19 protein-coding genes are annotated in these 18,260 nt (G+C 71.1%); 7 read left to right on the top strand and 12 right to left on the bottom strand.

Annotated elements, in window-relative coordinates:
* The first annotated feature begins 130 nt into the window (after positions 1-130).
* From NP777_RS18825 to NP777_RS18815, 3 genes are all read left to right on the top strand, one after another.
* Positions 131-514 carry a BlaI/MecI/CopY family transcriptional regulator gene (locus NP777_RS18825; protein WP_256651306.1) on the top strand — a complete coding sequence of 128 codons (384 nt, stop codon included), beginning with the start codon at positions 131-133 and terminating at the stop codon, positions 512-514.
* A 7-nt stretch (positions 515-521) separates the two neighbouring features.
* Complete coding sequence (locus tag NP777_RS18820; RefSeq protein ID WP_256651305.1) at positions 522-1,451, top strand: M56 family metallopeptidase; 930 nt, start codon at positions 522-524, stop codon at positions 1,449-1,451.
* Between the two features lie 120 nt (positions 1,452-1,571).
* Positions 1,572-1,940, top strand: a complete 369-nt coding sequence (locus tag NP777_RS18815) for an ArsR/SmtB family transcription factor (protein WP_256651304.1) — start codon at positions 1,572-1,574, stop codon at positions 1,938-1,940.
* 26 nt (positions 1,941-1,966) lie between these two features.
* On the opposite strand, the gene NP777_RS18810 is transcribed toward NP777_RS18815, so the two are convergent.
* From NP777_RS18810 to tatA, 4 genes are all read right to left on the bottom strand, one after another.
* Positions 1,967-3,496, bottom strand: a complete 1,530-nt coding sequence (locus NP777_RS18810) for an LCP family protein (RefSeq protein ID WP_256651303.1) — start codon at positions 3,494-3,496, stop codon at positions 1,967-1,969.
* 124 nt (positions 3,497-3,620) lie between these two features.
* Positions 3,621-4,814: an acyltransferase family protein gene (locus NP777_RS18805; RefSeq protein WP_256651302.1), complete on the bottom strand. Its 1,194-nt coding sequence runs from the start codon at positions 4,812-4,814 to the stop codon at positions 3,621-3,623.
* Positions 4,815-4,953: 139 nt separating this feature from the next.
* Positions 4,954-5,529, bottom strand: a complete 576-nt coding sequence (locus NP777_RS18800; protein ID WP_256651301.1) for a TerD family protein — start codon at positions 5,527-5,529, stop codon at positions 4,954-4,956.
* A 175-nt stretch (positions 5,530-5,704) separates the two neighbouring features.
* Positions 5,705-5,998 (bottom strand): Sec-independent protein translocase subunit TatA, encoded by a 294-nt coding sequence (gene tatA / locus NP777_RS18795; RefSeq protein ID WP_256651329.1) that lies wholly within the window; start codon positions 5,996-5,998, stop codon positions 5,705-5,707.
* 274 nt (positions 5,999-6,272) lie between these two features.
* Here tatA and NP777_RS18790 point away from each other — a divergent pair, with 274 nt between their 5' ends.
* The 3 genes from NP777_RS18790 (at position 6,273) to NP777_RS18780 (ending at position 7,200) form a co-directional block, all read left to right on the top strand.
* Positions 6,273-6,494 (top strand): hypothetical protein, encoded by a 222-nt coding sequence (locus NP777_RS18790; RefSeq protein WP_256651300.1) that lies wholly within the window; start codon positions 6,273-6,275, stop codon positions 6,492-6,494.
* Positions 6,495-6,584: 90 nt separating this feature from the next.
* On the top strand, positions 6,585-6,782 hold the full coding sequence (locus NP777_RS18785; RefSeq protein ID WP_256651299.1) for an antitoxin: 198 nt from the start codon (positions 6,585-6,587) through the stop codon (positions 6,780-6,782).
* 187 nt (positions 6,783-6,969) lie between these two features.
* Positions 6,970-7,200: a hypothetical protein gene (locus tag NP777_RS18780; protein WP_256651298.1), complete on the top strand. Its 231-nt coding sequence runs from the start codon at positions 6,970-6,972 to the stop codon at positions 7,198-7,200.
* A gap of 49 nt (positions 7,201-7,249) precedes the next feature.
* On the opposite strand, the gene mgtA is transcribed toward NP777_RS18780, so the two are convergent.
* Positions 7,250-9,922 carry a magnesium-translocating P-type ATPase gene (gene mgtA / locus NP777_RS18775; RefSeq protein WP_391858536.1) on the bottom strand — a complete coding sequence of 891 codons (2,673 nt, stop codon included), beginning with the start codon at positions 9,920-9,922 and terminating at the stop codon, positions 7,250-7,252.
* On the bottom strand, positions 9,915-10,277 hold the full coding sequence (locus NP777_RS18770) for an ArsR/SmtB family transcription factor (RefSeq protein ID WP_256651297.1): 363 nt from the start codon (positions 10,275-10,277) through the stop codon (positions 9,915-9,917). Before NP777_RS18770 ends, mgtA begins: the two co-directional genes overlap by 8 nt.
* Before the next feature lie 246 nt (positions 10,278-10,523).
* Here NP777_RS18770 and NP777_RS18765 point away from each other — a divergent pair, with 246 nt between their 5' ends.
* Positions 10,524-10,790, top strand: coding sequence for a GlsB/YeaQ/YmgE family stress response membrane protein (locus NP777_RS18765; protein WP_256651327.1), 267 nt, complete (start codon positions 10,524-10,526; stop codon positions 10,788-10,790).
* Positions 10,791-10,800: 10 nt separating this feature from the next.
* Here the strand turns inward: NP777_RS18765 and NP777_RS18760 are convergent, their stop codons facing one another.
* The 6 genes from NP777_RS18760 to ureA form a co-directional block, all read right to left on the bottom strand.
* Entirely contained in the window at positions 10,801-11,196 is a 396-nt protein-coding gene (locus NP777_RS18760; protein ID WP_256651296.1) for a nuclear transport factor 2 family protein, read from the bottom strand.
* A 65-nt stretch (positions 11,197-11,261) separates the two neighbouring features.
* The gene (locus tag NP777_RS18755) at positions 11,262-12,689 is read right to left on the bottom strand and encodes a gamma-aminobutyraldehyde dehydrogenase (RefSeq protein WP_256651295.1); all 1,428 of its coding nucleotides are present in this window, start codon (positions 12,687-12,689) and stop codon (positions 11,262-11,264) included.
* The gene (locus NP777_RS18750; RefSeq protein ID WP_256651294.1) at positions 12,677-14,371 is read right to left on the bottom strand and encodes a thiamine pyrophosphate-dependent enzyme; all 1,695 of its coding nucleotides are present in this window, start codon (positions 14,369-14,371) and stop codon (positions 12,677-12,679) included. The genes NP777_RS18755 and NP777_RS18750 overlap by 13 nt, the downstream gene beginning before the upstream one ends.
* On the bottom strand, positions 14,368-15,723 hold the full coding sequence (locus NP777_RS18745) for an MFS transporter (protein ID WP_256651293.1): 1,356 nt from the start codon (positions 15,721-15,723) through the stop codon (positions 14,368-14,370). Before NP777_RS18745 ends, NP777_RS18750 begins: the two co-directional genes overlap by 4 nt.
* A 168-nt stretch (positions 15,724-15,891) precedes the next feature.
* Positions 15,892-17,586: an urease subunit alpha gene (locus tag NP777_RS18740; RefSeq protein WP_256651292.1), complete on the bottom strand. Its 1,695-nt coding sequence runs from the start codon at positions 17,584-17,586 to the stop codon at positions 15,892-15,894.
* Positions 17,583-18,179 carry an urease subunit gamma gene (gene ureA / locus NP777_RS18735; protein WP_256651291.1) on the bottom strand — a complete coding sequence of 199 codons (597 nt, stop codon included), beginning with the start codon at positions 18,177-18,179 and terminating at the stop codon, positions 17,583-17,585. Before ureA ends, NP777_RS18740 begins: the two co-directional genes overlap by 4 nt.
* Between the last annotated feature and the right edge of the window lie 81 nt (positions 18,180-18,260).

The raw sequence follows: 18,260 nt of genomic DNA, 5'->3' as shown, positions 1-18,260 counted from the left end.
TACCGTGACGGTGGCGGGAGGCCGCTCGTGTGTGCGCCCGCCCCGCCGTTCGGCCGAACCGCCGTCGAGGCACTGGATACGATGATTCCCCCGCTTGGGGACGGGCGGCGTGCGACTGGAGGGTGGCGGGGTGAGAGATCAGAAGCGTGGCCGGCGGCGCGGTCAGGGTGAGCTGGAGGTGCAGGTGCTGGCGGCTCTTCGCGAGGCGCCGGAGCCGGTGGGCACGGGGTGGGTGCGTGAGCGACTCGGCGGCACTCTTGCCCATACCACCGTGATCACCATTCTCACACGGCTGCTGGCCAAGGGCGCGGTGACGCGGGAGAAGGCCGGCCGGGCGTTCCTCTGGACACCGACGGCCGACGAATCGGGCCTGGCGGCTTTGCGGATGCGGCGGGTGCTGGACGGGGAGAGCGACCGCGAGGCGGTGCTGGCCAGCTTCGTGACCGGTCTGTCGCCGCAGGATGAGCAGGTGCTTCGGGGTCTGTTGGGGCGGGCCCGGGAAGCGGAGGAGTAGGGAGTCCATGGGGGTCTTCGTCTTCCTGCCGCTGGTGCTGCCGTTGACGGCATGGCCGATCGCCCGCCTGGCCGAGCAGCGTCTCCACCCGCGTGCGGCGACGTGGCTGCTGTCGGCGGTCGCCGGAGTGTTCGCGGTGTGCAGCACGCTGAGTCTGGCGCTGTTGATGGTGGTCGGCACCGCGCAGTTGCCCGGCAACCCGCTGCCGGACGGCTGGTCGGACGAGGAGGTGCGCGACACCGTCCCGTACGACGAGGTGGCGGGCAAGGCCGCGATCCCCGCTCTGATCGCCGTGCTCGCCGCGTGCACCCGGGTGGTGCGGCGTCACCAGCGCGTACGGCGTCAGGCCGAGCGCGCCCTCGCGGGCCTGCCCGCCACGCCGGTGGCGGTGCTGCCCGATGAGTCGCCGTACGCGTACGCGCTGCCGGGCAGGCGTGATCGGATCGTGGTGACCACGGGGATGCTCGCCGGGCTGGACTCGGCCGAGCGCCGGGCGCTGTTCGCTCACGAGCGCGCCCATCTGGCTCGTCGCCATCACCGGTTCCTGCTCACCGTGCAGCTCGCGGCGCGAGCCAACCCGTTTCTGCGCCCGCTGCGGACCGCGGTCACCTACACGACCGAGCGGTGGGCGGACGAGGAGGCGGCCCAAGCGGTCGGCAGCCGACGTGCCGTGGCGCTGGCGGTCGGCAGGTCGGCGCTGATGTCCCGCGGTGCGCCGGTCGCCACGTTGGCGGGTTTCGCGGCCATGGGACCGGTGCCCCGCAGGGTGGCCGCTCTGCTGGGCCCGGCCCCCGCCGGGCGCATCTGGCCGCCTGTTTTCACGGCGGTGGGCCTGGCCGCCTGGGGGGCCGCGATGGGTACCACGGCCTCGGCACTCTCCTCGGCGAACTCCGCGGTCACCCTGGTGTTGATCCTGCATGCGGCCACCCCGGTCTAGCCGGGCACGCTGCCGGTCGAGCGGGACACCGCCTGTCAGTGACCTCGGATCGGGTGGCGAACGCGACGCCTAGACTGGGGAGTCTGGTGAACGGGTGGTTCGGGGCGACGGAGGTCGGCGATGGCGAAGGGCGACGTGCGCGAGTTTGAAGATCCTTCCGCCGATGTCCTCGCCGAGGCGGCGGCGTCCTTCGGACTGCTGGCATCGGCGGCACGGCTGCACATCATGTGGGCCCTCGCCCAGGGGGAGAGCGATGTGACGCACCTCGCCGACCGGGTGGGCGGGGCGCTGCCCGCGATCAGTCAGCATCTGACCAAGCTCAAGCTGGCGGGACTCGTCCGGTCCCGGCGGGAAGGCCGCCGGCAGGTGTACTTCGTCGATGACCCCGACGTCGTGACCGTGGTGCGTCTGATGGTCGGCCAGCTCGCCGACCGCGCGCGGAACGAGGCCACGGCGCCGGTGCGTCTGGTGCACGAATCCGGCGCCTGAGCGTGCCATGACCGCAGGGACCGGGGTCATCCGTAGGAGAGGTTGGAGCAGGCGTCGTCGTCGGCGGAGCGGGCGCCGTCGGCCACCTTGGAGGGGACGGTGGTCGGTTCGGGTGACGGTGTGGCCGAGGGGTTGTCCGCGTACGACTGGCCGAGGGTGACGGTGATGCCGTCGGCGGGCACCGACTCGAGTTCGGCCTTGGCGAAGAGCCGGGCGACCGTTTCGGCCTGGGTCTTCTGGCCGGGGCCGTACTCGATGGCGGTCGTGGCGTGGTTCTGGCTCGGCGCGTTGCCGGTGCCGGTGACCATGAAGCCATGGTCGGTCAGCGCCTTGGCGGCGCGTGAGGCGAGGCCGCCGGTGGTGGTGCCGTTGTGAATGGCCACCGCGATCCCGTCGCCGGAGACCGGCTCGGCGCTCTGCGACGGCTTGGGCTTCTTGCCGCCGTTCTTTCCGCTGGCGTCCTTGCCGTCGAGGGTGCGGTCGGCCTTCAGGGCGGCCCACAGGGCGTCGGCCTCCGGCTCGACGATGGCGATCCGGTCGCCCTGGTACCGCCAGGGGATGGTGATGAATTTGGTGTTGTGCAGGTCGATCTGTTTCATCGACATCGCGAAGGAGATCAGCTTGGCGGCGGATCCCAGGCCGGGGTCGACCGTCATGGACTTGGTGCCGGCATTCGCGAGGGGCAGCAGCTTGGTGGGGGTGAGGCCGTCGCTCTTGACCTTCTTGATCAGGCTGCCGATGAAGGCTTGCTGGCGTTTGATGCGGCCTATGTCGGAGCCGTCACCGATGCCGTGGCGGATGCGGACGTAGTCCAGGGCCTTCTGTCCGGCGACGTTCTGCTCGCCCTTGGCGAAGATGCGCTCGCCGCGGTCGGCGCGGTTGGGGTTGAGGTCCTTCTGGTAGACGTCCTGTGGCACGCACACCTCCACGCCGCCCACCACGTCGGTGAGTTTCGCGAAGCCCTTGAAATCGACCACTATCGTGTGATGGACGCGCAGACCGGTGAGGTGCTCCACGGTGTTCTGCGTGCAGGCCGGATTGCCCTTGGCGGTCTGTCCGACGGAGTACGCGGCGTTGAACATCGTGTCCCGCCGCGTCTTGGTCCAGCTCCCGTCGGGCAGCTTGCAGGGCGGGATGTCCACGAGTGTGTCGCGGGGGATGGACACGGCCACGGCGTGCTTGCGGTCGGCGTACACATGCAGCAGCAGTGCGGTGTCGGAGCGCCCGATGTCGCCCTTGTCGCCGCCGCCCAGTTCGCTGTTGCCGCCGGTGCGCGCGTCCGAGCCGATGACGAGGACGTTCTGGCCCTTGGAGGAGTCGTCCGGCCGGTCCCCGGAGATGCCGTCCGCGTCGAAGGTGCTGATGTTGCCGTTCAGCTGCCAGTACACCCAGCCCGCGCCCGCCGCCAGGAGGACCAGCAGCGACAGCACTATGGCCAGCGCTATCCGCCTACGGCTCCGCTTGCGCCGCCGGGCACGGGAAGCGTCCCGGCACCGGTCGGTCGGCTGCGCCGGGGCACGGCGCCTGGACGCCGTCTTCTTGCGGCTGTTGGTCATCGGTACACCCCTCGTGCGTCCGGCGCTACACAGGGGACTGCCGGCCCCGACCTATGGTTGTGTGATTGCGCAATCTAGCAATTGTGTCTCGGGAACGGCTCACGGCCCCACGCCCTGACGCTCGTCAAGCCCAACGACCCGCCTTGTCCGGTGAGTTGTGATCGTGGCGCGTGGGCGCGGGGTGCGCGGTCTCCCGCCGGAACGCCCAGGGCATTCTGGGCTCGATCATGAACCGGAAGATCCGCCGCACGGGTGGTGTGCACAGCACGGTGATCACGGCCGCGGCGACGAGAGTGACGGTGATCTCGCCGAGGGGCCGGTGCAGCCAGTCGGGCGCGTACCAGTCCCAGAAGCGCGAGCCCTTGGCGAGAAAGCCGTGCAGCAGATAGCCGTAGAGGGTCCCCGCGCCGAGGGCGGAGAACCACATGCGGCGCCGGGGCACCCAGGCGAAGAAGCACGCCATAAGGATCAGTGAGCAGCCGAACAACGCCAGGGTCATGACCGGGCCGGTCCAGGCCGGCGCGGCCAGTTCCTGGGCACTGTCACGGTGGTAGAACCAGGCCGCGTTCATCCGCGGTGCCGCCCAGTACGCGACGGCCAGCGCCGCCGCGAACACCGGCACCGAGGCGATCCGCACCTCTCGGCGGTGGAGGAGCCGGAAGTGCTCGGGCCGCAGGCACAGCCCCAGGACGAAGAAGGGCAGGAACTGCAGAACGCGCTGCAGATCGAGGTCGTCGCCGATGGAAGGCGATGTCGAGGCGAGAGCCGCGATGGCCAGCGCGAGCGGCAGGGGCCGGCGGAGCGTCTTCCAGATGGGGGTGGTCAGCCGCCAGATGAACAGGGCGATCAGAAACCACGTCAGGTACCAGGGGTCGAGCAGGCTGATCGGATAGGTGGGGTCGTCGTCCGCCCACCGCTTGAACAGGGTGTAGGCGACCTCGAAGACCACATACGGGACCGCTATGCCCGTCACCAGGCGCCGCATTTGCTCCGGACGGGCCTCGAAACTCCGTGAGAAATAGCCGGAGATGACGATGAAGGCGGCCATGTGGAAGGTGTAGACGGTGCTGTAGAGCGCGGCCGCGGCCCGGCTGTCGTCGCGCAGCGGCTCCCATGCGTGCCCCATCGCGACCAGCACGATCGCCAGGTACTTGGCGTTGTCGAAGAACGCCTCCCGCTGCTGGTCCGGCTTCGGCGCCGACTGTGACACCGTGCCGTGGGCGCGGCCGTCGCCTCTGGGGCCTCCCGCGTCGACCGACGGCCGCGCGGCGGGAAGCGGCGCGCGGAAACGGCCTGGCGTCCACAGTGTCTGCCTCATACGTGCTGCTGCTCCGGTCCTTCGCGAAACTCCGTGCTGGTCATGGCGTCCGTGCTGGTCGTGGCGTCCGGCTCCTCACGGGTGACGGGTGACGGGTGACGGGTGACGGGGGACGGGTGATCGCGGGCAGCAGGGTCCGTCAGGCGTTGACGCCGTAGTCGAGCGCGATGCCGCGCAGACCGGAGGCGTAGCCCTGGCCCACCGCGCGGAACTTCCACTCCGCGCCGTGCCGGTACAGCTCGCCGAAGACCATCGCGGTCTCCGTCGACGCGTCCTCCGACAGGTCGTAGCGAGCGATCTCCTGGTCGTTCGCCTGGTTCACGACGCGGATGTAGGCGTTGCGGACCTGGCCGAAACTCTGCCCGCGGACCTCGGCATCATGAATGGATACCGGGAACACGACCTTGGCGACGTTGCCGGGCACCCCGGCGAGGTTCACCTTGACGATCTCGTCGTCACCCGCACCCTCGCCGGTGAGGTTGTCGCCGGTGTGCTCGACCGAGCCGTCCGGGCTCTTGAGGTTGTTGTAGAAGACGAAGTGCTGGTCGGAGAGAACCTTCCCGGACTCATCGCACAGTAGAGCCGATGCGTCCAGGTCATGGTCCGCGCCGGTGGTGGTACGGACGTCCCAGCCCAGACCGATCAGCACCGCCGTCAGCCCCGGCGCCTCCTTGCTCAGCGACACGTTGCCGCCTTTGGACAGCGAAACTCCCACTGTTCTCCTCCTCCACTGTTGGCTTGTTCCTGGCGCTTGGCACTTGGCACTCGGTGCCTGGCACTTGGCGCTCAACCGGCTCCGACCGCGGAGCCGCGACCACCCTAGCTCGCACAGTTGCGCAATGTCTAAAGTGTCGAAGAGGGTGCTGAGCCTCTCGCGCCGGCGCCCGGGGTCATCGCCCTGTGGTGTGGTCTTCTCGGACCGCTCGCGCCGAGGAGGTCTCGCCGGAGGCTGCCTGGATACCCCGGGACGAGGGCTGCTCGGCCGTATCGGCGGCAGTGGACGCTGACGAGGTCGCGGCTGCCTGCCCGCTCTCCTCCTTCATGGCCTTGGTCTCACTCTTGAGGATGCGCAGGGACTTGCCCAGGGAGCGAGCGGTGTCGGGCAGCCTCTTCGCCCCGAAGAGCAGGATGAACACGATCGCCACGATCAGTAGGTGCCAGGGTTCCAGCCCGTTGCGAAGCAGCACCACACTCACCTCGTTCCTTGTTGTCGGCCGCTGGGTGTCGCCCCTCGGCATGATTGCGGCATTGCGCAACTGTACAACCCGACGGTGTCGCGGTGGAGAAGAGTCGGCCCGCCATCGCGTACGCGTACGGCGGCAGGGCGCGCCGACCTGGCCGAAAGCACGCGCTCCTCTTCCGGTCGGGGAACCTTCTCTACATCGCTGTAGTTTTGCGTTCGGCCGCGAACGCGGTCACCGGGCCGCCACGGCGCCCGGCCGGTATCAGGAGGACAGCTTGGCTGCGATAGATCTTGGCAACATGGTGGACAAGGCGTGGGCCGACAAGGAGCTCTCGGAGATCCTCGCGGCTCCCGCCTCCGCCCTGAAGGGCGTGTCGGACCGGCAGGGTGAGCTGCTGCGCGAGGCGTTTGGCATCAAGACGGTGGCGGATCTGGCCAATCTGAAGTACTTCCAGTGGGCCTCCACGCTCGCCTCGCTGGAATCCGCCACGAAGTAGGACCGCGGGTGCGGGGCGGAGGGTCCTGCTCGCCACCCCCGACGGCAGTGACATGCCGACACCGAGATCAGTCGGAGGTATACGTACAAGATGTTCGACGCGTTGAAGAACCTCAAGCAGAAGGCCGCGGACCTCGCCGGGAGTCACGGCGGAAAGATCTCCGAGGGGCTGGAGAAAACCGGCGACTTCATCGACGACAAGACCGGCGGCAAATACAGCGAAAAGATCGACACGGGAGTCGACAAGGCGCAGGACTTCGTCGAGCGCCTCGGTGAGAAGAAGGACTGACGGCCCCGACTCACCCCGAACCGCGGTCGGCGCCTGCGGCGGGACCACACGGTTGCCGTGCCGGGGCGGACCGCCTCGGCACGAGCCTCCTCCCATCGAACGGCGCGTGTGCGCGTGTGTGAGGAGTGCGCGCGTGTGACCCAGGACACAACTATTCTATAGTTGCGCAACCTCTAAACTGTCTTGGGTGGAAACCAGCGACGCAACGGGACAGGAAACCGCGGTACTCGATGACGGTCCGGCGGACGGACTGCGAATCCGGGTCACCGGCCGGCCGCGGGCGATTCAGGTGACTTACCCCTGCGAGGTGGATGCCTCGCCAGGCGGTGTGCGCGCGGAAGCGTTGTACATCTACCGTCGGGACCTCCGGGTGGAACACGAGCCGCTGCGGTACGGCTTCGACACGGCGAGTCCCTGATGGGGGTCAAGCTGGGACAGCCGGCTGCCAAACCGTCGGCAGCGAGGTCTCACGGCCCCACGCGGAGGCCGGCCCCCAGCCGCTCGTAACGTGTCCGGGCTGCCATCAGCGCGGCCGCGTAGAGCGCCAGGACGGCCCCGAGCAGGGGGTAGTAGAGGACCGGCAGAGGCGTGAGGCCGAAGAAGGAGCCCAGCGGAGAGACCGGCACCAGCAGTCCTACCACGGTCAGCGCGGCTGCCGCCCAGCCGACCGTGCCCGGCGTGCGGCCCTCGGCGCCGCGGCGACCGGTACGCAGGAGCAGCATCACCAGGGCCTGGGTGAGCAGGTTCTCGGTGAACCAGCCGGAGTGGAACACCGCCTCGTCGTCCAGGGCGTCGGGGCCGTGGAGAGTGAACGCGAGCACGGCGAAAGTGGCCAGGTCGGCGACCGCGTTGAGGGCCCCGAAGCCTGCGATGAAGCGCAGCAGGTCGCGGGGGCGAAGCCGGGTCGGGCGACGCAGCACCGCCTTGTGCGGGCGGTCGTAGGCGAAAGCGAGCTGCGCCGCGTCGAAGCACAGGTTCTGGGCCAGGACCTGCACCGGGAGCATCGGCAAGAAGGGGAGGAGAAGCCCGGCGGTGAGCATCGCGATCACGTTGCCGAGGTTCGAGGACAGCGTGACGCGCAGGTACGTGGCGATGTTGCCGCCGGAGTGGCGTCCCGCCGTGATGGCGCGGTCGATCGCGGTGAGATCCTTCTCGGCGAGCACGACGTCGGCGGCCTCGCGGGCGATGGCCACGGCGTCGCGGGGGGCGATGCCGATGTCGGCGGCGCGGAGTGCGGGCAGGTCGTTGACGCCGTCCCCGAGGAAGCCGACGGTGTGCCCGCTGGAGCGCAGGGCAGTGGCGATCCGGGCCTTGTGCTCGGGAGTGCAGCGGGCGAAGACGACAGTACGGGCGGCGGCGTGCGCGAGCTCGGTGTCGCTGAGGCCGTCGACGCGGTCGGCGGTGAAGACACTGTCCGAGGCGACAGGGATGCCCAGGTCGCGGCAGGCACGAGCGGCGGTCTTGGGATGGTCGCCGGTGAGGATCTTGACGGCGACCCCCCGGTCGGCCAGGACCTTCAGCGCGTCGGCGGCGGTGGGTGCGAGCGCGTCCCGCAAGGTGACGAAGCCCTGGAAGGTCAGACCACGCTCATCGGCCGGGGTGTAGTCGCGGACGCGGGCCGGACGTTCGGCGGTGGCGACAGCCAGCACCCGCAGACCGGCATCCGCCTGGTGGGCGGCGAGGGCCAGCAGCCGCTCGCGCTCGTCCTCCGTCACCGCGCAGCGCACCAGGACGGCCTCAACGGCTCCCTTGACGACCAGGGTGTGGCTGCCCAGCCGGCCCGGCGTGCGGACGACCGCGGTGGCGAGGCGGCGTACCGGGTCGAACGGGATGGCCGCTGTTCCGTCGTACGCCATGAGGTCGTCCTCGTCGGCGGCGTCGAGGATCGCCTCGTCGAGGGCGTCCGGGGTGGGCAGGTCGGCGAGCTGGAGGGTCCACCAGGCGTTCACGGCGGCCCAGCGCAAGACCTCGGGGCCGTCCTCGCCGTCCGGGCCCAGGGCGCGGTCGACGACAGGGCGGTCCTTGGTGAGCGTGCCGGTCTTGTCCAGGCACAGCACGTCGACGGCGCCGAGGTCGTGCAGCGCGGGCAGCCGTTTGACGATCACCCCGTGGGCACGGGCCAGCAGCGAGGCTCCGCGAGCCAGGCAGGTGGTGACGATGACCGGCAACATCTCCGGCGTCAGCCCGACCGCCACCGCGACGGCGAACGGCAGCGTCTCCAGACCCCGGCCGCGCAACGCCGCGTTCACCATGAGAACCAGCGGCGGGGTCAACAGCATGAACCGGATCAGGATCCAGGAGATGCCATGCACGGAGCGGTCGAAGGCGCTCGGCTCGCGCTGGGCGCCCAGGCCGCCGTGGGCGGCGGCGAACCGCGTCCGCCTGCCCGTCGCGACGACGATGGCCGTACCGGTGCCGGAAACGACGCTGCTGCCCTGGAAGCACATCTGCGGTCGGCCGAACACGCCGCCGTAGGCCGCGCCCGTCGTGTCGGCCGCGGCCTTCGCGACGGGGGCTGACTCGCCGGTGAGCGCGGCCTGGTGCACGGACAGGCCGTATGCGCGCAGGAGCCGTACGTCGGCCGGGACCAGGTCGCCGGGACCGAGCCGGATCACATCGCCGGGCACCACCTCCTCCACGGGGATCTCCCGGGCCACCGGCGCATCGCCCTCCTCGGCGCGGCGCAGCACAGTGGCGGTGGTGGCGACCAGTCCGCGCAGCGCGGCCATGGATCGGTCCGCCCGGTGCTCGCCGGACGCCCGCAGCACACAGCTGACCGCGACCAGCAGGAGGATCACGCACGCGGTCCCCCACGAGGCGACGGCCGCCGACACCAGCCCGAGGCACAGCAGCACCGTGGTGAACGGGTCCCGCAGGCTGTGCACGAACAGCCGCGGCCAGGAGGCCTCGCACCGGGCCGGAAGGGTGTTCGCCCCGAAGCGAACCGCGCGTTCCTCAGCCTGCGCCTCAGTCAGCCCACGTGGGCCACTGTCCAGCCGCCGCAGCACCTGGAGTACGGTCGGGGCGCTCGTCGCCCGACCGGCGACGGCATCGACGGGTGAGCCGCTCCCCGGCCCCGGCACGAACCCGGGAACGAGCGCTTCGGCGCCCGGTTCCGAGGCCGCAGCAGACTCAGGCACCGGTCCCACGCAGTCCGCCCACCGGTGGGGACGCCGCTTCGGCGCGGGCGGCCAGCTGGCCGACCATCAGCCGCACCACGGTCACCACGTCGGGGTCGTCCACGAAGTAGACCTGGCGCCGCCCCTCGCGACGGGAACGGACAAGCCCGGCGAGCTTCAGCTTCGACAGGTGCTGACTGACCGCTGGCAGGGCCCCACCCAGCCGGTCGGCGAGATGGGTCACATCGCTCTCCCCCTGCGCCAAGGTCCACATGATGTGCAGCCGAGCCGAGGACGCCAGGAGCCCGAACGCGGCGGCGGCCTCCGCCAGCACCTCGGCGGGTGGATCCTCGAAGCCACCCTCGCCTGCCGCCACAGCCCTCTCCCTGTCCTGTCCTGGTCATCGCCTCGCGTCCGCGGCGCCCAGTCTAGGCGTCCGGTTCGGACACATCGCTCAAACGCTTCGTGGCCTCAGCGGCACCGGGCCTGATCAACCGGTGTGTACGCAACCGCGGACACCCCCACACGCGTCTTCCCTACTATCTGTAAAGTTGCGCAACCAAGCAATACTGCTCCCGGCCAGGTGGTCCCAACTTGGCCGGACCGGATGGAGGACACCCACGTGGGCATCGTCAGCTGGATCATCCTCGGCCTCCTCGCCGGGGCCATCGCCAAGGTCCTTCTGCCGGGACGTGACCCGGGCGGCCTCATCGGAACCACCCTCATCGGCATCGCGGGCGCCTTCATAGGCGGCTGGATGTCCGCTCGATTCCTCGACCGCCCCGTGGAGAAGCAGTTCTTCGACCTCTATACATGGGGTGCGGCCATCGGCGGCTCTCTCGTGCTCCTCGTCGCGTACCGTCTCCTGTTCGGCAACTCGCGCGACTGACCCCGGCGCGTCAATCCCGCGCGAGGCGGCGCTGGACGCCTGCCATGTCCCAGAACGCCTTCTGCCGTGTGATGCGGCCCTCCTCGTCCACCTCGTAGGTGTTGACGCCGTCGAAGTCGGCGGCGCGGCCGTCCGTCTCGACATGGCAGGTCCAGGTGACGGCTGCCTGGTTCGCGCCGAAGTAGCGGGCGCGCGGGGTGAGGACCATGACCGGGAAGGCGTCGAAGATGGACTGCTGGAAGGCCCGGAGGGCCTCCCGGCCGATCGCCGGTTCCCCTCCCACCGGGTCCTCGCTGCTGCCCTCGGCCGCGAAGTTGGCCGCCCAGGCGGCCGCGTCGCGGGCGGCGACGGCGGCGAAATAGCGGTCGACAGCGGCTTCGGCGGGGAACGGGCCGGGGTCGGTCATGAATGTTCCTTTCCGGGGCGGGGAGGGGAATCCGTGTCGGCAGCGCCGGGCGAACGGTGGCGGGCTCAGGGCGCGGTGTGGGCGACCATCACATGCTTGACCCGGGTGTAGTCGTCGAAGCCGTAGCGGCTGAGATCCCGCCCGGCGCCCGACTGCTTGTATCCGCCGTGCGGCAGCTCGGCCAGGATCACCTGGTGGCAGTTGAGCCATACGCAGCCGAAGTCCAGCTCGGCCCCGATCCGGGTCGCGCGGCCCAGGTCGGTGGTCCACACGCTGGAGGCCAGGCCGTAGTCGACCCCGTTGGCCAGCTCCAGGGCCTCTTCCTCGGTGTCGAAGGGCTGGACGGTGACGACCGGGCCGAAGGTCTCCCGCTGGACCACGGCGTCGTCCTGCCGCACCCCGGAGACCACGGTCGGGGCGAAGAAGTAGCCGGGCCGGTCCAGGCGGGTGCCGCCGGTCTCCACCACCGCGTGGGCGGGCAGCCCGGCGATCACCGAGGCCACCCGTTCGGCCTGGTCGGCATTGTTGAGCGGACCGTAGAAGGCGCCGTCCGGCGGTGCTCCGGTGTGGGTGTCGCGCGCCGCGGCGATCAGGGCGGCCAGCAGCGCGTCATGGGCCTCGCGCTGGACGAGCACTCGGGTGATCGCCGTACAGTCCTGGCCCGCGTTGAAGAACGCGCCGTCGGCCAGGGCGCGGGCGGTGCGCACCGGATCGATGTCGGCGAAGACGATCGCGGGGGCCTTTCCGCCGAGCTCCAGGTGGATGTTCTTCAGGTCCGCCGCGGCGGCGCTCATGACCTCCGATCCGGCCCGGGTGCTGCCGGTGATGGCGATCATGTCGATGTCCGGGTGGGAGACCAGGGCCCGGCCGGTGTCCCGGTCGCCGCAGACGATGTTGACGACACCGGGCGGGAGGACCCGGGCGGCCAGCTCGCCGAGGAGCACGGTGGACCAGGGCGTGGTGTCGGACGGCTTCAGGACGACGGTGTTGCCCGCGGCCAGCGCCGGGCCCAGCTTCCACACGGCCATCATCAGCGGGTAGTTCCACGGGGTCACCTGGCCGATGACGCCCACCGGCTCCCGCCGGAGGTAGGAGGTGTGGCCTTCGGCGTACTCCCCGGCGGCCAGCCCCTCCAGGACCCGGGCCGCCCCGGCGAAGAAGCGCATCTGGTCCACGCACCGGTCGAGTTCCACGGTCCGGGTGGTCGCGCGCGGTTTGCCGGTGCTCCGCACCTCCGCGTCCAGCAGCCGGTCGGCGTTCTCGGCGACGAGGTCGGCCAGGCGCAGCAGGGCGTCCTGGCGCTGGGCGGGGGTGGTGCGGCGCCAGGTGGTGAAGGCGCGGCGGGCGGCGGCGACCGCGGTGTCCACGTCGGTGGCGGTGGACCGGGGCGCGGTGCCGTAGATCTCGCCGGTGGCGGGGTCGGTCAGGTCCATGCGCCCGTCCACGGCCACGGTTTCACCGTCGACGACGTTGTGCAGGGTCAGTTCGGACATCCGGGGGCTCCTTGGGCGGGGTGGGCGGCGGGTCCGGTGGTGGCGACGGTTTCTCCGGGGGCCAGCCGGCCCTCGGTCCGCAGCTCGATGAGGGCGGCGGTGCCGACGGCGAGAGCGCGTTCGAGGGCGGGGGCGAACTCCTCGGTGGTGGTGACGGTTTCGCCGTGCGCGCCGAAGGCGCGGGCGTAGGCGGCGAAGTCGGGGTTGACCAGGCCGGTGCCGCTGACCCGGCCGGGGTAGTGCTGCTCCTGGTGCTGCCGGATGGTGCCGTACGTGCCGTTGGCGACGAGGAGGATGAGCGGGGTGGCGCCGTTGGCCACCGCGGTGGCGAGTTCCTGGCCGTTCATCAGGAAGCAGCCGTCTCCGGCGACGGAGACCACCTGGCGGCCGGGGTGGGCGATGGCCGCGGCCACCGCGGCGGGGATGCCGTACCCCATGGAGCCGTTGCGCGGGGCGAGTTGCCGGGAGCCGTCCCGGTAGGTGAGGAAGCGCTGGGCCCATAGGGCGTGGTTTCCGGCGCCGAAGGTGACGATGGTGTCCGGTGGCAGCCGGGAGTCCAGTTCGGCGAAGACGGCGCCGAGGTCGAGCGGGTCGTCGTCGTGGACGGGGGTGCGGTGTGCGAGGTGGGCGGCGCGGTCCTCCTTGGTCAGCGCGGCCCATGCCACGGGTCCGGCGGGGGCCAGATCCCGTACGGCGCGGCCGAAGGCGTCCGGCGCGGCGAGCAGGGTGAGGCCGGGGGCGCGCAGCAGCCCGGGGGCGCCGGGTTCGGGGAGGGCCAGCACGATGCGCGGGCCCGGTCCGCCGGCGGGCAGCAGGGTGAAGCCGTCCGTGGTGACGTCGCCGGGCGCGGCGCCCACGCAGATCAGCAGATCGGCGTCGCGCAGCCGGGTGGCGAGCGCGTCGGAGCGGCCGTAGCCGAGGGCTCCGGCGTAGACCTCGCTGTCGTTGTCGAAGAGGTCCTGGCAGCGGAAGTCGACCGCGACCGGCAGGGACCACGCCTCGGCCCAGGCCCGGACGTCCGCTCGGGCCCCGGGGGTCCAGCGGCTGCCGCCGAGCAGCGCGAGCGGACGTTCCGCCGACGCCAGCAGGTCGGTGAGGCAGTCGAGTTGGGCCGGGGACACGGCACCCTCGGGCGCCGGAGCCGGGGCCGCGTCGGCCACCCGTACCGCATCGGTCAGCATGTCCTCGGGCAGTCCGAGGACGACCGGGCCGGGGCGGCCGCCGGTGGCGGTGGCGAAGGCGCGGGCGAGGTGTTCGGGGATCCGGGCGGCGTCGTCGACGGTCTCGACGAGCTTGGTGCAGGCGCCGAAGGTGGCGCGCAGATCGAGCTCCTGGAAGGAGCGGCGGCCGGTGTGACCGCGTGGCACCAGCCCGATGAAGAGTACGAGCGGGGTGGCGTCCTGCTCGGCGGTGTGCAGGGCGACCAGGGCGTTGGTGGCGCCGGGGCCGCGGGTGGTGAAGCACACGCCCGGTCGGCCGGTGAGCTTGCCGTACGCCTCGGCCATATAGCCCGCGCCGCCCTCGTGGCGGCACACGACCATCCGGACGGGGGCGTCGTGGAGGGCGTCGAGCGCGGCGAGATAGCTCTCGCCGGGCACGCCGTACAAGGTGTCGACACCATGCCGGACGAGCTGGTCGATCAGGACCTGCCCGCCGGTACGGGCGGGGTACTGCGGTGTCATGCGGTGGCCTTCGCGGTCGCGGGGTGTTCATGGTGTTCGGGGTGGTCAGGGCCGAGGCGGCGGCGCAGCGGCGGACCCGCGAGATAGGAGCCGGCCGCGGTGCAGGCCGCGATGAGGATCAGGAGCAGCGTCACGCCCCAGGAGGCGCCGTCGGCGAGGCCGGTCAGCCAGGCGGCGACCAGGGGCACCAGCCCGCCGAGCACACCGGCGAGGTTGTAGGCCATGGCGACCGCGCTGTAGCGCACGGTGTCGGGGAACATCCCGGTGACCACGGCGCCGATCGCCGCGTACGGGATCGAGATGACGGCGACGCCCAGGGAGACACCGAGCATCACCAGCCCGGTGTGCCGGGTGTCGATGAGCCAGAACGCCGGGAACGCCACCAGTACGGAGGCGATACCGCCGATGGTGCACACCTTCCAGGCGCCCATCCGGTCGGCGAGCCGCCCGGCGACCACGATGACGGCGATCTCGGCGACGGCCGCCAGCAGCGTGGCATTGATCATCACGGACTTGCCGACGCCGAGTTCCTCGGTGCCGTAGGAGATCACATAGGTGGTCAGCAGGAAGAAGCCACCGATGCCGAGGAGGGCCGCGGCCACCCCGATGAGCATCCGCCCCCAGGTCCTGCGGAACGCCTCGATGAGCGGGGCGGACGTGGGCCCTTCGCGTTCGGCGTCGGCCCGCATGGCGCGGAAGACCGGGGACTCCTCGATGCGCAGCCGCAGATAGAGGGCGAAGGCGAGCAGCGCGAAGGCGGCGAGGAAGGGGATCCGCCACCCCCAGGCGTAGAAGGCGTCATCGGGCAACATCCCCACCAGGGCGAAGGCGCCACTGGAGAGCAACGTCCCAACCGGGGAACCGAGTTGGGGGATCGAGGAGTAGCTGCCGTGCTTCTCCTTCGGGGTGTGCTCCAGGGTGAGCAGCATGGCGCCGCTCCACTCGCCACCGACTGAGATGCCCTGCAGAAAGCGGAGGGTGGCCAGCAGGACCGGGGCCCAGATGCCGATCGTGCGGTAGTCCGGGAGCAGTCCGATGCAGCCGGTGGCGGCACCCATCAGTACGACGGTGATGATGAGCGCCGCCTTGCGCCCGTAGCGGTCGCCGATATGCCCGAAGACGGCGGCGCCGATGGGCCGGGCCAGGAATCCCACCGCGAAGGTGACGAAGGAGGCGATGGTCGCGGTGGCCGGGGCGAGGGAGGGGAAGAAGAGCTTGTTGAACACGAGCGCGGCGGCGGTGCCGTAGAGGAAGTAGTCGTACCACTCCAGGGCGGTGCCGATGAACGCGGCGGCCAGCAGCCGCTTGATGTCTCCCGGGCTGGGGCGTGGTGGCGCGGTGGTGGTGCTCACGGGGTCTCCAGGGGCGTGCGGCAGCCGGTGGCGGCTGTGGGGACGGAGAGGAACCGGCCGTTGCGGGCGAGTGGGGCGTCGGGGTGGCCGGTGAGCTCGGTGCGGGGGAGGAGAGGGGACGCGCGTGGCCTCGGCGCGGGGCCGGTGGGGATGTGTGTCGGCCTCGGGTCAGGCCAGGTGGTGGAGCTGGGCGAGCGGCAGAGCGGTGGCGGGTTCGGTAGTGGTCGGCACGCCGTCGACGAGGACGGGGGCGGGTTCGCGGGGCACCTCGACGCGCGGGGTGGCGGTGTTGTGCAGCATGTCGGCGCGGGTGAGCCCGCGGGCGCCGCGCACCGCCGCGTAGCGCAGTCCGCCGGGGAGGGCGGCGCGGGCCCCGGCGTCGTCGAGCGCGGCCTGGGCCACGAAGATCCGCGACAGCCGGGACGGCGCGTCGCCGAGGCCGCCGAAGTACGGCCCGTAGGCACGGGGCTGGGTGAGCCGGGTGGAGCCGGAGCCCGAGCCGCTGTTGCCCCAGGCCACGAAGCCGCCCTTGAGCACCAGTTCGGGCTTGGTGCCGAACCACGCCGGATGCCACAGCACCAGATCGGCGAGGCGTCCGGGGCGCAGGGTGCCCACCTCGTGGGCGAGGCCGTGGGCGAGCGCCGGATTGAGGGTGATCTTGGCGAGATAGCGCAGCACCCGCTCGTTCGCGGGCCGCTCCACCCCGCCCTCGCCCGCGCGCAGCGCCTGGACATGGGCGAGTTGCCAGGTGCGCCGTACGGTTTCGGCGATCCGGCCCATGCCCATCGAGTCGGAGTTGACGATGCTGATGGCGCCGAGGTCGTGCAGCGCGTTCTCGGCCGCGATGGCGTGGCCGCGGATGCGGCCGCGGGAGATCTCGACATCGCTGTGCACATGGTGGTTCTGCCGGTGCACGGTCATCGTCATCGGGAACAGCTCGCCGACCGTGTTCGCCGTGTAGGGAATCGTGGGGGTGGTCGAGGACGGCAGGATGTGCGGCTCGGAGAGGATCTCCAGCAGATCGGGGTGTCCGCCGCCGCCCTCCACGTGGTATGCGTGCACGGTGCGGCCGCGGGTGGCGCCGATGGTGTCGCGCAGATAGCCCGATTCGTTCATCGAGTCGGTGTGCAGCGCCACGGACAGATCGGCGTGTTCCGCCGTCGCCAGACAGGTGTCGATGATGCGCGGAGTGGCCCCGAAGTCCTCGTGGATCTTGAATCCGCCGGCCCCGGCGAGCACCGACTCGTCCAGCAGGGCGCGGGAGCTGGAGGAGCCGCGGCCGAGGAAGGCCACGTTGAGCGGGGTGCCGCGCCAGGAACTCATCAGGGTGTGCAGATTGTGGGCCGGGTTGCAGCCGATGTCCCAGACCCCGCCGAGCCCCATGCCCACGACCGTGGTCACACCGGAGGCGAGCGCGGCGGGGGCCACCTGGGGCGAGGACAGATGCACATGGCTGTCGACGATGCCCGGGGTGGCGATCAGCCCCTCTCCCGTGACCACCGCGGTGTGCGAGTCGATGGCGAAGTCCACCGGCATCAGATCCGGGTTGCCCACCCCGCCGACCGCCACGATCCGGCCGTCCTTGACGCCGATGTCGGTCTTGCGGATGCCCAGTACGGGGTCCATCAGCAGCACACTGGAGACCACCAGGTCCAGGGCCGAGGCCCGGTCGGAGCGCGGGGAGGCCAGCAGCCCGTCACGGACGGTCTTGCCGCAGCCGCCGAGCAGTTCATCGCCGGGGGTGCCGTCGTCGGTCTCCACCTCGATCCACAGACAGGTGTCGCCGAGGCGGACACGGTCACCGGTGGTGGGGCCGTAGAGGGTGTTGTACATACGGCGGTCGATCCGTGTCACATCGCTCACCGCGTCTCCTCCCGCTCGTCGTGGCGAGCGGCCACCAGGCCGACCTCGCGCTCGGTGCCGGGCTCGAAGGCGAGCGCGGTCCCCGCCGCGATGTCCAGCCGCATGCCGGCGGCGGCCTCGCGGTCGAGTTCGAGGACGGGGTTGGCCTCGGCCGGGGGATAGTGCGAGGAGAGGAAGACGGTACGGTCGCCGGTGTTGCGGATGGTGAGCCGCATCCGGCGCCGGCCCGCGTTGATGGCCACCGGCTCGTCGGCCGGCCGCAGCGCGCCGGGGGCCGATGCCCGACCACCGCCGGTGATCGGGTCGTCGATCGCCACCAGGGACGTACCGCTGGGGAACATCGCCTCCACCTGGACGGTGCCGACCAGAGCCGGGACTCCCTCCGCCACCTCGTCCACGGTCAGCGCCGAGCGGCCGGCCGCGATCGCCTCGTCCAGGGTGGCGCCGTCCCAGGCCGCCTCCAGCACCTCGTCGCAGATGAGCGCGATGGCCTCGGGGGCGTTGAGCCGCCGCCCGCGCGCCCGACGGCGCCGGGCCAGCTCGGCCACGGTGAAGAGCTGGACACGTTCCAGCTCTCGAGGAGTCAAATGCACTGCTACGGCCCTCCCGGGACGGTGATCCCCGGCACAGGTCCCTCCGGGGTCACACCAGAATCACGGGACGAGGGAATTCGG

It is taken from the genome of Streptomyces rugosispiralis, assembly GCF_024505145.1.
GTDB classification, from domain to species: domain Bacteria; phylum Actinomycetota; class Actinomycetes; order Streptomycetales; family Streptomycetaceae; genus Streptomyces; species Streptomyces rugosispiralis.
The sequence above is the reverse complement of the archived record's forward strand: the minus strand, read 5'-3'. Positions and strand labels throughout refer to the sequence as shown.